The sequence below is a fragment of the Enterobacter cloacae complex sp. SHL012 genome, assembly GCF_049237505.1.
In the GTDB taxonomy this organism is placed as follows: Bacteria; Pseudomonadota; Gammaproteobacteria; order Enterobacterales; family Enterobacteriaceae; genus Enterobacter; species Enterobacter kobei.
On the sequence record NZ_JBMKIZ010000001.1, the window covers coordinates 1346528 to 1361965 of the forward strand.

16 protein-coding genes are annotated in these 15438 nt (G+C 55.5%); 4 read left to right on the forward strand and 12 right to left on the reverse strand.

Features of this window, described 5'->3' with window-relative positions; genetic code table 11:
- Positions 1-88: 88 nt before the first annotated feature.
- Positions 89-688 (forward strand): 5'-deoxynucleotidase, encoded by a 600-nt coding sequence (gene yfbR, locus ACOTY9_RS06330; RefSeq protein WP_023330968.1) that lies wholly within the window; start codon positions 89-91, stop codon positions 686-688.
- A 52-nt stretch (positions 689-740) separates the two neighbouring features.
- On the opposite strand, the gene ACOTY9_RS06335 is transcribed toward yfbR, so the two are convergent.
- The 4 genes from ACOTY9_RS06335 to yfbV all read right to left on the reverse strand — a co-directional run bounded on the left by ACOTY9_RS06335 (position 741) and on the right by yfbV (position 4362).
- Positions 741-2573, reverse strand: coding sequence for an SLC13 family permease (locus ACOTY9_RS06335; RefSeq protein ID WP_023338572.1), 1833 nt, complete (start codon positions 2571-2573; stop codon positions 741-743).
- A 75-nt stretch (positions 2574-2648) separates the two neighbouring features.
- Entirely contained in the window at positions 2649-3308 is a 660-nt protein-coding gene (locus tag ACOTY9_RS06340) for a sugar phosphatase (RefSeq protein ID WP_421637316.1), read from the reverse strand.
- 11 nt (positions 3309-3319) lie between these two features.
- Positions 3320-3814: a YfbU family protein gene (locus ACOTY9_RS06345; protein WP_008502874.1), complete on the reverse strand. Its 495-nt coding sequence runs from the start codon at positions 3812-3814 to the stop codon at positions 3320-3322.
- A gap of 92 nt (positions 3815-3906) precedes the next feature.
- Positions 3907-4362, reverse strand: coding sequence for a terminus macrodomain insulation protein YfbV (gene yfbV / locus ACOTY9_RS06350; protein WP_014884642.1), 456 nt, complete (start codon positions 4360-4362; stop codon positions 3907-3909).
- 337 nt (positions 4363-4699) lie between these two features.
- On the opposite strand from yfbV, the gene ackA reads away from it, so the two are divergent.
- Both ackA and pta read left to right on the forward strand, forming a co-directional pair.
- Positions 4700-5902, forward strand: a complete 1203-nt coding sequence (ackA, locus tag ACOTY9_RS06355) for an acetate kinase (protein ID WP_014884643.1) — start codon at positions 4700-4702, stop codon at positions 5900-5902.
- Positions 5903-5978: 76 nt separating this feature from the next.
- A complete protein-coding gene (gene pta / locus ACOTY9_RS06360; RefSeq protein ID WP_014884644.1) occupies positions 5979-8120 on the forward strand; it encodes a phosphate acetyltransferase in 2142 nt (713 codons plus the stop codon).
- Between the two features lie 114 nt (positions 8121-8234).
- On the opposite strand, the gene ACOTY9_RS06365 is transcribed toward pta, so the two are convergent.
- The 5 genes from ACOTY9_RS06365 to ACOTY9_RS06385 all read right to left on the reverse strand — a co-directional run bounded on the left by ACOTY9_RS06365 (position 8235) and on the right by ACOTY9_RS06385 (position 12216).
- On the reverse strand, positions 8235-9188 hold the full coding sequence (locus ACOTY9_RS06365; RefSeq protein ID WP_058691111.1) for a transketolase family protein: 954 nt from the start codon (positions 9186-9188) through the stop codon (positions 8235-8237).
- Positions 9181-10011 (reverse strand): transketolase, encoded by an 831-nt coding sequence (locus ACOTY9_RS06370; protein WP_023338574.1) that lies wholly within the window; start codon positions 10009-10011, stop codon positions 9181-9183. Before ACOTY9_RS06370 ends, ACOTY9_RS06365 begins: the two co-directional genes overlap by 8 nt.
- Positions 10008-11399, reverse strand: a complete 1392-nt coding sequence (locus tag ACOTY9_RS06375; RefSeq protein ID WP_014884647.1) for a PTS ascorbate transporter subunit IIC — start codon at positions 11397-11399, stop codon at positions 10008-10010. The genes ACOTY9_RS06370 and ACOTY9_RS06375 overlap by 4 nt, the downstream gene beginning before the upstream one ends.
- 21 nt (positions 11400-11420) lie before the next feature.
- Complete coding sequence (locus ACOTY9_RS06380; protein WP_014884648.1) at positions 11421-11693, reverse strand: PTS sugar transporter subunit IIB; 273 nt, start codon at positions 11691-11693, stop codon at positions 11421-11423.
- 79 nt (positions 11694-11772) lie between these two features.
- Complete coding sequence (locus tag ACOTY9_RS06385; protein ID WP_014884649.1) at positions 11773-12216, reverse strand: PTS sugar transporter subunit IIA; 444 nt, start codon at positions 12214-12216, stop codon at positions 11773-11775.
- A 233-nt stretch (positions 12217-12449) separates the two neighbouring features.
- Here ACOTY9_RS06385 and ACOTY9_RS06390 point away from each other — a divergent pair, with 233 nt between their 5' ends.
- Positions 12450-13469 carry a LacI family DNA-binding transcriptional regulator gene (locus ACOTY9_RS06390; protein WP_014884650.1) on the forward strand — a complete coding sequence of 340 codons (1020 nt, stop codon included), beginning with the start codon at positions 12450-12452 and terminating at the stop codon, positions 13467-13469.
- Positions 13470-13472: 3 nt separating this feature from the next.
- On the opposite strand, the gene yfcD is transcribed toward ACOTY9_RS06390, so the two are convergent.
- From yfcD to yfcF, 3 genes are read right to left on the reverse strand one after another with little or no spacing between them, the layout of a single operon-like run.
- Positions 13473-14039: an NUDIX hydrolase YfcD gene (gene yfcD, locus ACOTY9_RS06395; RefSeq protein ID WP_006811396.1), complete on the reverse strand. Its 567-nt coding sequence runs from the start codon at positions 14037-14039 to the stop codon at positions 13473-13475.
- A 55-nt stretch (positions 14040-14094) separates the two neighbouring features.
- Positions 14095-14646 carry a phosphodiesterase gene (gene yfcE / locus ACOTY9_RS06400; protein WP_014884651.1) on the reverse strand — a complete coding sequence of 184 codons (552 nt, stop codon included), beginning with the start codon at positions 14644-14646 and terminating at the stop codon, positions 14095-14097.
- A 56-nt stretch (positions 14647-14702) separates the two neighbouring features.
- Positions 14703-15347 (reverse strand): glutathione transferase, encoded by a 645-nt coding sequence (yfcF, locus tag ACOTY9_RS06405; RefSeq protein ID WP_032635979.1) that lies wholly within the window; start codon positions 15345-15347, stop codon positions 14703-14705.
- Positions 15348-15438: the final 91 nt, after the last annotated feature.

Below are 15438 nucleotides of genomic sequence, written 5' to 3' on the forward strand. Positions count from 1 at the left end.
TACCCGGCCTACAAAATCCGCAAATTTGCATCTTGCCTCCCCTCCCCGCACAATGAAGTCCTGTCGCAGTGAAGACAAAAGGTAACCTATGAGTCAGAGTCATTTCTTTGCCCACCTCTCCCGCCTGAAACTTATCAACCGCTGGCCGCTGATGCGCAACGTGCGAACAGAGAACGTATCAGAGCACAGTCTTCAGGTTGCCATGGTCGCGCACGCGCTGGCCGCCATTAAAAACCGCAAATTTAACGGGCAGGTGAATGCCGAGCGCATCGCATTGCTGGCGATGTACCACGACGCGTCAGAAGTGTTAACCGGGGATCTGCCGACGCCGGTGAAATATTTCAACTCGCAGATTGCGCAGGAATATAAGGCCATTGAGAAAATCGCCCAGCAGAAGTTGATCGACATGGTGCCGGAGGAGCTGCGCGATATCTTTGAACCGCTCATCGACGAGCATCAGTATACGGAAGATGAAAAGTCGCTGGTCAAACAGGCCGACGCGCTGTGCGCCTATCTGAAGTGTCTTGAAGAGTTGTCTGCGGGCAATAACGAGTTTTTACTGGCGAAAACGCGTCTGGAAAAAACGCTGGCATCCCGCCGCAGCGAAGAGATGGACTACTTCATGCAGGTGTTTGTGCCGAGCTTCCATTTATCGCTGGATGAGATTAGCCAGGATTCACCGTTGTAATTTTAGCCGGGTGGCGGCTTCGCCTTACCCGGCCTACGTTTCTGCGCTCACGCTAAAACGGGAATAAAACCGGAATTAACACCACGCACACCACCATCACCAGCACGGTGAATGGCACGCCAATCTTTACAAAATCACTGAATTTATAATTTCCTGGCCCCAGAACCAGCGTATTGACCGGGGATGAAACCGGCGTCATAAATGCCGCGGAAGCCGCCATCGCCACCATCATCGCAAACGGGTAGGGTGACACGCCCATGGATTTCGCCATCGCCAGCGCAATGGGTGCCATCAGCACCGCCGTGGCGGTATTGGAGATAAACAACCCGATCGTGGCGCACATAATGAACAGGCACACCATCATCAAATACGGTCCGTACCCGCCGCCCATGTCCATGAGCCCCTTAACGATTAAATCTACCCCGCCGGTTTTTTGCAGCGCGAGGGCAAAAGGCATCATCCCCACGATAAGAATGATGCTCGGCCAGTGAATGGCTTTATAAGCGCTCTCGGCGTCGATACAGCGGAATTTCCCCATCAGCAGACAGGCAATGATGGCGGCTATGGGGTTTGGAATTTCATCGGTCAGCATCAGCGCGACCATCAGCACCAGACAAAAAATCGCGTGCGGCGCCTGGCTGTGCGCCGGAGACGCATCGCTCTCCTCAACCGGCATGTTGAGCACCACAAAATCACGCCCTTTTTGCCCGAGTTGGCTAATCAACTTCCAGTTTCCCACCACAAGGAAGATATCCCCCAGCAGGATCGGTTCATCCACGACGGCCCCTTCCATCGCCACGCCGTCGCGCTTCAGCCCCACGACGTTCAGGCCATACCGGGTGCGGAACCCCATTTCGCGCACGGTTTTGCCCAACAGTTCGGACTCGGGGATCAGCGAGACTTCAGCCATACCGACATCCAGCGCCTGATCGGAGAAATACTCCCCGCGCAGCACCATTGGCTCCAGCAGTTGTTCGCTGCAGAACTCGCGCAAATCCACATCCGCAGTGGACATATCGATCAGCAGGACGTCACGCGCCCGAAATTCCGATACGCCATTGACGTTGACGATCACCCGGCGAAAACGGCGCCAGCGTTCCACGCCGATCACGTTCGCCCCATAGCGCTCGCGCAGTTTCAGGTCGTCAAGACGCTGGCCGACCATCGGCGAGCCGGGGCGAATGGCCAGACGCCGTGCCCGCCCGGTGAGGCGGTACTCTTTGATGAGATCGCGGAAAGTGCGCCGCTTCCACCCGTCTTTGTTTTTGTCCTGGTTCTCGCCTTTCAGGGCAAAACGGGTCAGCAGCATATAGACCACGCCCATCGCCAGAATCACCAGACCCAACGGGGTGACGCTGAAAAAGCTGAAGCCCTGAAAACCTTCCCGGAGCAGCTCACTGTTGACGACCAGGTTCGGCGGCGTCGCCACCAGCGTCATCATACCGCTTATCAAACCGGCAAAACTCAGAGGCATCATCAGTCGCGACGGCGAGCTTTGCATCCGCATGGAGACGCTCAGTACCACCGGGATAAAAATAGCGACCACGCCCGTTGAGCTCATAAACGCCCCCAGCCCGGCAACCGTCAGCATCAGATAGATCAGCATTTTGGTTTCACTGCTGCCGGCCACTTTAACCAGCCACGCGCCCATGATGGTCGCCACACCGGTGCGCACCAGGCCGTCGCCAATAATAAACAGGGCGGCAATCAGGATAACGTTAGGATCGCTGAACCCGGAGAAAGCTTCCGGTAGCGTAAGCGTGCCGCTCAGCACAAACGCGACGATGACAAACAGGGCAACGGCATCCATGCGCACCTTGCCTGTGGCGAAGAGAATAATGGCGATTAAAAGCAGGCTCAGGACCCAAATCAGTTCACCGTTCACAACCTATCCTTGTCAGTGGAAGATGAGGAATTTTGCCATAAAAAAGCCCCAGCAACGTGGGGCTAAATCATGGGATTACATTTTTAGCGAGACGGTTACAACGCCATCGGGCGCCTTAGACACCGCCAGTGCCGTCAGGGAATCCAGCACAAAGTCCGCCTCACTCAGCCGGGGAGACCCCGCCGGAACGTTAACGGCAATGACGTGACTCCCGGCGTTCAGCCCGGCCAGCACGCCGGCCGCCGCGTCTTCCACGACCACGCACTCAGCGGGAGCGAGGCCCAGCAGTTCAGCGCCAAGCAGAAACGCATCCGGCTCTGGCTTGCCGCGTTTAACGCGTTCAGCGGTAATGAACACCTCGGGCTTCGGTAAACCGGCCGCTTTGTGACGGGCATGCGCGACCGGAACAGAGCCGGACGTGACGATAGCCCACGGGATCTGCGCTTCGTTAAGATGTTCAAGCAGTTCGCGTGCGCCAGGCAGTGCAGTGATACCCTCCGTATCGGTGGCCTCAATCTGCTCCAGGTATGTGAACTCCGCCTGAATCTCTTCCTCAGAACGCCCCGCTAAGAAGTGCCGCAATGATGTAATGGCCTGCTTGCCATGGATGAAATTCAGTACGTCCTGATGGTCGATACCATGCCTGCCAGCCCAATGGCACCATGAACGCTCCACAACCGGCAGCGAATCCACCAGCGTACCGTCCAGATCAAACAGAAAACCTCTACACTGCACACGCACCTCCGTCAGGCATTAATGATTTGTTGAATTTCGTTGCTGCTTAAATGGTACTGACGCGGGCAGGCGTGCCACGCGCTCAGCATGCGCTGGTATTTATCCCACATTGGGGTCTGCGCGTTAAAGCCGTGGGTACCCGCATCGAAGTGGGTATAACGCCCTTCGGTATTCACCATAAAGCGGACATAGCTCAGATAACGCGCTTCCGTCGCTGCATCAAAGCCTAAGAAGGTGACACGGCGCTCGTCAATGGACTGCTGATCTTTGAGATTAGTCCAGGAAACATGCAGCGCGTGGTACATCTCCATAATGTCGATCACGATGCGGCAGGTTTCTTCTTTCAACTCACCAAACTCGCGGTCCAGTTCGCGCATTTGCAAACCAAACCCCCGTTCGACGATAGTCTGCAGGCGGCTGTAGCGCGCAGCGTTATCGGGATCAAGCATTGTCATCATTTTGTACTGGTTAGACAAAATCAGACGTTGAGCATGGGTCATTTCCATCTTTCGACTCCTGTAGCGCATTGCACTGTAAAAAAAAGACACGGTAACGGTTTGTTACTGTGCCTTTTTTTGTTGGTCGTTTCGATGATCAATCACAAGTCATCGAGGAATGTTTTATCCAACTGCTTAAAAGCGCGCTTTAACGTGTCCGCCAGCGCCTGGTAATCAGGCTTGCCTTCAACCGGAGCAAGCGCCTGCCCGGCCTCCTCCAGTTTTCCACGGACTTCATAAAACCAGTGTAAAATAGAAGGTGGCAGTGGCGTGATGGACCGTTTTCCTAACCACCACAGCCCCTGCATCGGCAGGCTTAACGCAAAGAGTGCTGTCGCCACGGCCGGGCCAAGCTGTCCGCCTAACGCTATTTGCCAGCACAGGGTAAAAATGGCGACAGGGGGCATAAAGCGAATCGCGTAGCGCGTGGCGCGGATGGTGCGATTCTCAATAAACATTGGCGCAAGGCGCTTTTCCATCGGCCACGTCTTTGCGTAATGCTGTCCCCGACGAAACAGACTGAAGAAATTCACGGTAGGGGTTTCGGGTGTCGACATGGCTTTACCTCAACTTCACGTATAAAAATTAAAATTTTTGTGCAAAACCACAACAGGCTATGACAACGTTCAAAATATTTTGTCATCGCTACCCCGTATCGGGTATCCTGTGCCAGCCTGATTGGGCCATAGACGAGAATCATTCACTCGTCAAATTATCGCACATTATGCCATTGGCTGAAAATTGTGCAAAATGGCATAAAATCATAGTTATTTCTTCCATCATGCCACAATGTTTGTTTGGCATGATGTTAATCATAAATGTCCGAGTCATCATGCGTTACGCTGTTAGACTCACTGACGTTTTTTTAGCCACGTATCAATAATAGGTACTTCCATGTCGAGTAAGTTAGTACTGGTTCTGAACTGCGGTAGCTCCTCACTGAAATTCGCCATCATCGATGCGCTCAACGGTGACGAGTACCTCTCTGGTTTGGCCGAATGTTTCCATCTGCCTGAAGCACGTATCAAGTGGAAGATGGACGGCAGCAAACAAGAAGCGGCTTTAGGTGCAGGCGCCGCTCACAGTGAAGCGCTGAACTTTATCGTTAACACTATTCTGGCACAAAAACCAGAACTGTCTGCTCAGCTGACTGCGATTGGTCACCGTATCGTCCACGGCGGCGAAAAATACACCAGCTCCGTCGTGATCGACGAATCTGTTATCCAGGGCATCAAAGATTCTGCCTCTTTTGCTCCGCTGCACAACCCGGCGCACCTGATCGGTATCGCTGAAGCGCTGAAATCCTTCCCGAATCTGAAAGACAAAAACGTGGCCGTGTTCGACACCGCGTTCCATCAGACCATGCCGGAAGAGTCTTACCTCTATGCCCTGCCATACAGCCTGTACAAAGAGCACGGCGTACGTCGTTACGGCGCGCACGGCACCAGCCACTTCTTTGTGACTCAGGAAGCCGCAAAAATCCTGAACAAACCTGTTGAAGAAGTGAACATCATCACCTGCCATCTGGGCAACGGTGGTTCTGTTTCTGCTATCCGCAACGGTAAATGTGTTGATACCTCCATGGGTCTGACCCCGCTGGAAGGTCTGGTGATGGGTACCCGTTCCGGTGACATCGACCCGGCGATCATCTTCCACCTCCACGACACTCTGGGCATGAGCGTTGACGACATCAACAAAATGCTGACTAAAGAGTCTGGCCTGCTGGGTCTGACCGAAGTCACCAGCGACTGCCGCTATGTTGAAGACAACTACGCAGAGAAAGCAGACGCTAAACGTGCAATGGACGTTTACTGCCACCGTCTGGCGAAATACATCGGTTCTTACACTGCGCTGATGGACGGTCGTCTGGACGCGGTTATCTTCACCGGTGGTATCGGTGAGAACGCGGCTATGGTTCGTGAACTGTCTCTGGGCAAACTCGGCGTTCTGGGCTTCGACGTTGATCACGAGCGTAACCTGGCTGCGCGTTTCGGCAAGTCTGGCTTCATCAACAAAGAAGGCACCCGTCCGGCTATCGTTATCCCAACTAACGAAGAGCTGGTCATCGCGCAAGACGCACACCGCCTGACTGCCTGATTCCACACCGCCAGCAATGCTGGCGGTGCTGTTTTGTAACCCGCCCCGTGTCGGCGGTAACGAAAGAGGATAAACCGTGTCCCGTACTATTATGCTGATCCCTACCGGAACCAGCGTCGGCCTGACCAGCGTCAGCCTTGGCGTAATCCGTGCTATGGAACGCAAAGGCGTTCGTTTGAGCGTCTTTAAGCCAATCGCCCAGCCTCGTGCCGGTGGCGATGCGCCTGACCAGACCACCACCATCGTTCGCAAAAACTCCAATCTGCCTGCGGCTGAACCGCTGAAGATGAGTCACGTTGAGTCGCTGCTCTCCAGCAACCAAAAAGACGTTTTGATGGAAGAGATCATCGCCAACTACCATGCAAATGCGCAGGACGCAGAAGTGGTGCTGGTTGAAGGTCTGGTCCCGACGCGCAAACACCAGTTTGCTCAGTCTCTGAACTTTGAAATCGCGAAAACCCTGAACGCAGAGATCGTTTTCGTCATGTCCCAGGGCACTGATACCCCGGAACAGCTGAACGAGCGTATCGAACTGACACGCAGCAGCTTCGGCGGCACGAAAAACACCAACATCACCGGCGTGATCGTGAACAAACTGAACGCCCCGGTTGACGATCAGGGCCGTACTCGCCCAGACCTGTCTGAGATCTTCGACGACTCTTCCAAAGCGAAAGTCATCAAAGTTGATCCGGCTAAACTGCAGGATTCCAGCCCGCTGCCTGTTCTCGGCGCGGTACCCTGGAGCTTCGATCTGATTGCCACCCGTGCAATCGATATGGCGCGTCACCTGAACGCGACCATCGTCAACGAAGGCGATATCAATACCCGCCGCGTGAAGTCCGTGACCTTCTGTGCGCGTAGCATTCCGCACATGCTGGAACACTTCCGCGCAGGTTCCCTGCTGGTAACGTCTGCCGATCGTCCTGACGTGCTGGTTGCAGCGTGTCTGGCGGCGATGAACGGCGTAGAGATCGGTGCCATCCTGCTGACCGGCGCTTACGAGATGGACCCACGCGTGAGCAAGCTGTGCGAACGCGCGTTTGCCACTGGCCTGCCGGTCTTCATGGTGAATACCAACACCTGGCAGACCTCCCTGAGCCTGCAGAGCTTCAACCTGGAAGTGCCGGTTGATGACCACGAGCGTATCGAGAAAGTTCAGGAATACGTTGCAGGTTACATCAACGCAGACTGGATCGAATCCCTGACCGCGACCTCCGAGCGCAGCCGCCGTCTGTCTCCTCCTGCATTCCGTTACCAGCTGACCGAGCTGGCGCGTAAAGCGGGCAAACGCGTTGTTCTGCCAGAAGGTGACGAGCCACGTACCGTTAAAGCGGCGGCTATCTGTGCAGAGCGCGGCATCGCGACCTGTGTGCTGCTGGGTAACCCGGATGAGATCAACCGCGTTGCGGCGTCTCAGGGCGTTGAGCTGGGTGCGGGCATCGAAATCGTTGACCCTGAAGTGGTTCGTGAAAGCTACGTTGCCCGTCTGGTTGAACTGCGTAAGAGCAAGGGCATGACCGAAGCCGTTGCGCGCGAGCAGCTGGAAGACAACGTGGTGCTGGGTACGCTGATGCTGGAGCAGGACGAAGTTGACGGTCTGGTTTCCGGTGCAGTTCACACCACCGCAAACACCATTCGTCCACCGCTGCAGCTGATCAAAACCGCACCGGGCAGTTCTCTGGTCTCCTCCGTGTTCTTCATGCTGCTGCCTGAACAGGTTTATGTTTACGGCGACTGCGCGATCAACCCGGATCCAACCGCAGAGCAGCTGGCTGAGATCGCTATTCAGTCCGCAGATTCCGCGACTGCCTTCGGCATCGAGCCGCGCGTTGCGATGCTCTCCTACTCCACCGGTACTTCTGGTGCAGGTAGCGACGTAGAGAAAGTGCGTGAAGCGACCCGTATTGCTCAGGAAAAACGTCCGGATCTGATGATCGACGGTCCGCTGCAGTACGACGCCGCCGTGATGGCTGACGTGGCAAAATCCAAAGCGCCGAACTCTCCGGTTGCAGGTCGCGCTACCGTGTTCATCTTCCCGGATCTGAACACCGGTAACACCACCTATAAAGCGGTACAGCGTTCAGCAGACCTGATCTCCATCGGGCCAATGCTGCAGGGTATGCGCAAACCTGTGAACGACCTGTCCCGTGGTGCGCTGGTTGACGATATCGTCTATACCATCGCGCTGACGGCGATCCAGTCTTCACAGCAGCAGTAATTGTAAGGTCTTGCCGGATGGTGCTTCGCTTATCCGGCCTACAGGACCGTAGGCCCGGTAAGCGCTAGCGCCACCGGGCAACAAAAAGGCGACCACAAAGGGTCGCCTTTTTTATTACAGCAGCTCTCGCGCCGCCGACACGATGTCATGTGCCGTCAGGCCGTACACCTTCTGCAGGAAGTCCTGCGTCCCCACCTGACCGTAACGCTCTTTCACCCCCACGCGTCGCATTGGCACCGGGCAGGTTTCCACCAGCACTTCCGCCACCGCCGAGCCAAGGCCGTTGTGAATGCTGTGGTTTTCACAGGTCACGATGCGCCCGGTTTTCTCAGCGTAGTTTTTCACCAGCATACGGTCGATGGGCTTCAGGGTGAACATATCAATAACCGCTGCACTGACCCCCTCCTGCTCCAGCTGACGCGCCGCCTCCAGCGCTTCCGCTACCATAATGCCATTGGCGATAAGCGTAATATCGCTTCCCTCACGCAGCACGTTGCCTTTGCCGATGGTGAAGGTTGAGCCCGGCGCATACACGCTCGGCGCCTGCTTACGGATGGTGCGTACCCAGTAGAAGCCTTCCAGATCGATAAGCTGGCGCAGCACATCGTCAAACATCACCGCGTCGGTCACCTCCAGCACCACCGAGTGCGCCAGACCGCGCACGATGCCCATATCCTCGAACGACATATGCGTCCCGCCGTTGTGACAGGCCGTCACGCCAGCATCCGAGGCTATCACCTTCACGTTGTTACGCTGATAGTCCAGGGACATAAACAGCTGGTCGAAGCAGCGTCGGCTGGCAAACGCGGTGAACGTATGCACGAACGGTTTGCGACCGGTGAGCGACAGCCCGGCAGCTGTACCGATCACGTTGGCCTCCATGATGCCGCAGTTAATCACGTGCTGCGGATAATCACGCGCCACGCCGTCCATCGCCATCGAACTCATCAGGTCCGCTTCCAGGGCGATAATCTCGCTTCCGGCCTCAATCTGCTTTGCCACGAAGCCCGCGTAGACCTTGCGCATCTCAACGGCGTCTTTCTGTCCTGCCGGTGCAACCTTAATCATGTGAAGCCTCCAGTTGGCGAATCGTCTCGTTGAGGGCCGCTTTGCTCTCCGCGGTCAATCGCAGGTGGTGCGAATTGCTGAGCTGTTCGAGATACGGCACCCCCTGCCCTTTAATGCTGTCGAGGATCACCACCTGCGGGCGGGCGTCTTTCGCCGGCACGCGCGACGTCACGTCCAGCAGCGCCGGAATGTCGTCTCCCTTCACGGTCACCACGTCAAAACCAAAGGCACGGAATTTCCCTTCGAGGTCAAACGCGCAAATGATTTCATCCAGTTCGCCATCCAGCTGCTGTTTGTTCCAGTCGACGAATACCGTCAGATTGTTCAGACGATGGTGGGCAATAAACTGGAAGGCTTCCCAGCACTGTCCCTCGTTCAGCTCGCCGTCACCGACAATGCAGAAAACCCGATTCGGTCGCCCCGCGAGCTTGTGCGATAGCGCCATCCCGCCAGCAATGGAAATCCCCTGCCCCAGCGAACCGGTGGTCGCATCCACGCCGCGCGTTTTCAGGCGATCCGGATGGCTCGGCAGACGCGTACCGTTCTGATTCAGGGTGCTCAGCTCCTCCACCGGGAAGTAGCCCTTGATCGCCAGCGTGCTGTACAGCGCCGGGCCCGCATGTCCTTTCGACAGGACAAAGTAGTCACGCTCTGGCCAGTCCGGATCCGCCGGGTCGATTTTCATCACCGCGCCGTACAGCACGGCCAGCGTTTCGACCACCGACATGCTGCCGCCGTAGTGTCCAAATCCGAGCTGCGTCAGCGATTTCAGCGTCTCAAGGCGAATCTGGCGCGCCAGCTCGGTTATCTCATTCTCATTCATGATTTGGCTCCGGTATTTTCCTGCGCGTTACCGCCCGCAGGTTTGTTTTTCGCAAACAGGTTGTAGGCCACCAGCAGCGCGAACAGCGCCACGACCAGCCCGGTGATGGCAAGCGGTGACAGGAAGCGCGCCAGGTTACCGAGCACAATCCCCACCGCGCCGAAATCGGCGTCCGAGAAGGTGGTGTTAGCAAAGCCAATCGCGCCCAGCACCGGCAGCAGCAGAACCGGCAGGAAGGTAATCAGCAGACCATTGGCGAAGGCGCCTATCATCGCCCCGCGACGTCCGCCGGTGGCATTACCGAACACGCCCGCCGTTGCACCGGTAAAGAAGTGCGGCACGACGCCCGGGAGGATCAGCACCCAGCTGAACTGCCCGCAGATGAACAGCCCGACAATCCCCCCGAGGAAGCTGAACAGGAAGCCAATCAGCACGGCATTTGGCGCATACGGGTAGACCACCGGGCAGTCCAGCGCGGGACGTGCGTTCGGCACCAGTTTTTCAGAAAAGCCGGTAAAGGCCGGGACGATTTCCGCCAGAATCAGGCGCACGCCCTGCAGGATGATGAAAACGCCCGCCGCGAAGGTGATCGCCATGATAATGGCATAAACCAGGTAGTTCTGACCGCCGCTGAAGGTGGCTTCGACGTACTCCCGCCCGGCGCTCACCGCCATGATCAGGTAGATAATCATCATCGTCAGGGAGATAGAGATCGAACTGTCGCGCAGGAAGCTCAGGTTCTTCGGCAGGTTCATCTCTTCGGTTGAACGAGAGCCTTTGCCGACTTTGCTGCCAATCCAGCCAGACAGCACGTAGCCAAGGGTGCCAAAGTGGCCGAAGGCGATCTCATCGTTGCCGGTGATGCGCTTCATGTAACGCTGCGCAATGGCCGGGAAGAAAGCCATAATCAGGCCGAGGATCAGCGATCCGGTAAAGACCAGCCCTACCCCCTCAAAGCCCGCCACGGTGAGAATTACGCCAATCATGCACGCCATGTAAAACGTGTGGTGCCCGGTCAGGAAGATGTACTTCAGACGGGTAAAGCGCGCGACGATAATATTCGCCACCATCCCAAACGCCATTATCAGCGCGGTAGAGGCACCGTATTTTTCCAGCGCAATCGAAACAATCGCTTCATTATTGGGAATGATGCCCTGAATATTAAAGGCGTGCTCGAACATACCCCCCAATGGATTTAATGACCCCACCAGCACCGTGGCGCCACCGCCCAGCACAATAAAACCAAGAATCGTTTTAATGGTTCCCTTCACCACATCTGAAAACGCTTTTTTCTGCGCAACCAGACCGATCAAGGCAATTAATCCGACCAACACCGAAGGGACTTTTAAAATATCAACAACGAAATTCAGCGTTTCAAGGATAAACATATCCACCTCGCCTTATCAGGATTATTGTCTTTCGAACCAGGCGCGCAGTTGCGCTTCAAGTTCGTTGATATCAATGATGTTATTGATCACCACCAGTTGGCTTTCCGGTACGCTGGCGCTGGCGGCAATATCTTTTGCCATCACGAACAGGTCAGCCGCGCCCGGCGTGGCGGAGGAGAGATCGGAGTGTTCAACCTCGGCGTCAATTTCCAGCTTTTTGAGCACCTTTTTAATGTTCATTTCGACCATAAAACTGCTGCCCAGGCCAGACCCACAAATAGCCATGATTTTCATTGTTGTCCCCTTTTATGAGTAGAGCACGCCCCATCACGCTGGCGCGTAATGTTGTGAATAATCGGATTAAAGAATTAAATCAGAAGCGGTCAATAATGGTTTTAATGTCCTCCAGGGTATTAGCCTGATGTAATTTTTCCATATCTTCGTCGCTGGAAAATAACTCTGCCAGCGATGAGATCATCTCGATATGGCTATGTTTGTCCGGTGCCGCGAGCATAATAATGACATCGACAGGGTCAAACTCCCCGGCACCAAAAGAGACACCCTGTTTTAGTTTTAGTAATGACAACCCCAGTCCTTTGGCGCCTTCTTCCGGCCGCGCATGCGGCATGGCCAGCCCTGGTGCCAGCACATAATACGGTCCTAAAGCATGGTGCTGCTGAATGATTGCTGTCACGTATTCCGGTTCAATCACCTGCAGCTCCAGTAACGGTTTCGCGCATATCTCCAGCGCCTGAGGCCAGCTTTCAACGCTCTCCTGAAGCGTGATGGTTGTATCATATATCCACTTTTTGAGCACTTTTCACTCCGTCGTCACGCCAAAGATGAGCAAACTTTATTCAACCCATCAATCCTTGACTGCGATCCCGGTCACAAAGATAGCGCTATCAACGATTAACATGCAGAAGTGTGATAGCGCTATCAAAATGCCATCATCGTGTGAAATCACAGCAAAAAAAGGGATTTAAGGCGTATACTGCCTGTCACCTGGAGTGAAGGAAATAAGAACGCGTCTGGTCAGCAGGAAGGTGTATGTCTTTAACCCGAAAACGGCGCAGTACCGGAAAAGTCACGCTCGCGGATGTCGCACAGCTTGCCGGAGTTGGCACGATGACCGTCTCCCGTGCGCTCCGCACGCCGGAACAGGTTTCCGATAAACTGCGTGAAAAAATTGAAGCTGCGGTGCAGGAACTGGGTTATATGCCCAATCTCGCCGCCAGCGCACTGGCATCGGCGTCGTCATGGACGATCGCAATGGTTGTTCCTAATCTTTCCGAAGCTGGGTGTTCAGAGATGTTTGCCGGGCTACAGCAGGTGCTTCAGCCTGCCGGATACCAGATCATGCTGGCCGAGTCTCAGCATCGTCTTGAACAGGAGGAAAAGCTGCTGGAAACGCTGCTGGCGTCAAATATTGCCGCCGCGATCCTGCTCAGCGTGGAGCATACCGACACCGTTCGCCACTGGCTGAAAAATGCCTCCATCCCGGTGATGGAGATGGGTGCTATGCGCGCCGACCCGATTGATATGAATATCGGGATTGATAACGTGGCGGCCATGTATGAGCTAACAGAAATGGTTATTAAGCGCGGCTACCAGAATATCGGCCTGCTGTGCGCCAACCAGGAACAGTGGATTTTTCAACAGCATTTACAGGGCTGGTACAAAGCGATGCTGCGCCATCATCTGTCGCCGAACCGGGTAATTAACGCCGCCATGCCGCCGAGTTTCTCGACCGGTGCGGCGCAGCTGCCTGAGTTTCTGCTGGCGTGGCCGGAGCTGGATGCGCTGGTATGCGTTTCAGACGAACTGGCCTGCGGTGCGCTGTATGAGTGTCAGCGTCGGCGCATCAAAGTGCCGGACGATCTTGCCGTCGTGGGCTTTGGGGATAGCGACGTCAGCCGCGTCTGTCAGCCGCCGCTGACGACCATGGCGGTACCGCATCGAAAGATTGGGATTGAGGCCGGGAAAGCGTTACTGGAACGTCTGAATGATGGAGACTGGCGCGACCATAAACCCATCGCGTCCAGCCTGTGTCTGCGGGAAAGCTGTTAAGGCTTATTCAGCCTCTTCCTCTTTTTCCGCTTTATTTTCCGGCTTAGCGGATTCGTTTTTGGCGTTGCGGGTCATCCACAGCGCCAGTGCTTTTAACGAATCCGGCGTGAACTCGTCGCAACGCGCGGTAATCTCTTCCGGCGTCATCCAGCAGACTTCGCTCACTTCTTCTTCCTGCAGGGCGAAAGGCCCGTGGGAAACGCAGCTAAACAGTCCGCCCCAGACGCGGCAATGTTCGTCTTCGAAATAGAACTGCCCGTGTTCAGCAAATGGCACACCGGCAATCCCTAACTCTTCTTCCGCTTCACGACGCGCGGAATCCAGCAGCACTTCATCGGCCTGCACGACACCACCCGCTGTGGCATCCAGCATACCTGGCAGAAAATCTTTCGTGTCCGTGCGACGCTGAACCAGAATCTTGCCCATGCCGTCATGCACAACAATGTAGGTTGCACGGTGACGCAGACGCTCTGCACGCATTTGTTCGCGGCTGGCCTGCGCGATCACTTCATTTTCTTCGCTGACAATGTCAACCCATTCAGTACTTGCCAAATGATTCTGCTCCACCATCGGGAAACCTTCTCGTCTAAGCGCTCTTTCGGCGCGTTTGCAGTTGAGGTGTAACTTACGGATTAATCGCTACCTGCGCAATAACTTGCTGATCATTAAGTGCGATAACGCTCAGGGTATTTCCATCCAGCATGCCATAGCTCGCAGGATATCCGCCTTTCGGTATGCTGACCGACCCCGGGTTAACGTGATAAATTTCACCGCGTTTTTCAGCCACCGGAATATGAGTATGACCGTAAACCAGGACATCGCCAGCCGCGAGTGCCGGGAGATTATCCGGGCCGAAAAGGTGCCCGTGGGTGAGGAACAGGCGGCTGTTTTCCAGCAGTACCTGTTGCCACGGAGCGGTAAGGGGAAAGTGCAGTAGCATCTGGTCGACTTCGCTGTCGCAGTTACCGCGCACGGCAATGATGCGCGAGGCAAACGGATTGAGCTTCTCCGCGACCTGCGCAGGGGCATAGCCTTCCGGCAGCGCATTGCGCGGGCCATGGTTTAACACATCCCCCAGAATCACCAGCCATTGCGCGCCGCTTTGCGCAAACAGAGAAAGCACGCGCTCGGTCGCGGGCAGCGATCCATGGATATCCGACGCAAACATCAATTTCATTCGTCTCTCCCTCGGAAAACTCACTGCCCTTATCATACCTGAAGCGTCAGGGCTTATCAGCCCGCGCGCTTAGCGGAGAGTGCCACATAGCGCTGCACAGAGGCGCGCTGCCACTGGAACGCTGCATAATCCACCAGCAACTGAGGGACTTCATCGCCGTTGAGGATCAGGCGGTTCAGCATCAGCGCCAGGTCGGTATCGGCAATGCACCATTCACCAAACAGGTTCGGATTGCCATGCGCGAGAAGCGACGTGGCCGTTTCAATCAGTTTTTGGGCGCTGTTCGTGCCTTCCGCGCTCAAAGCTGGCTTTTTCACCCCGGCAAACACGACATCCGTCGAGCGCTCTACACGAATCGGCACCAGGTCGCTACGTAGCCACGCCTGGATCTGCCGCGCACGGGCGCGTTTTTGCAGATCGTGAGGATAGATCCGTTCCCACTCGGGCGGCGCAAAACGATCTTCCAGATATTCATCGATCGCTGATGATTCGCTCAGCGCAAAGCCGTCAACCTCCAGCACCGGCACGCGTCGGGTGAGATCGTAACCCTGCCACTGCGGTTTGAGATGTTCCCCGCCGTCGAGATCAACGGTCTTCAGCGTAAAAGTAAGCCCTTTTTCAGCCAGCGCAACGTACACGCTCATGACATAGGGGGAAAAGAAATTCGCATCGGACCACAACGTGATTAGGGGCTGGTTCATAACATCCTCATCGGCTGATCGGTTTTTTACTCAACATATAATCTCTTTGCCCCGCTGTCACTTGATGAAAACTCACGATTTACAACAATTA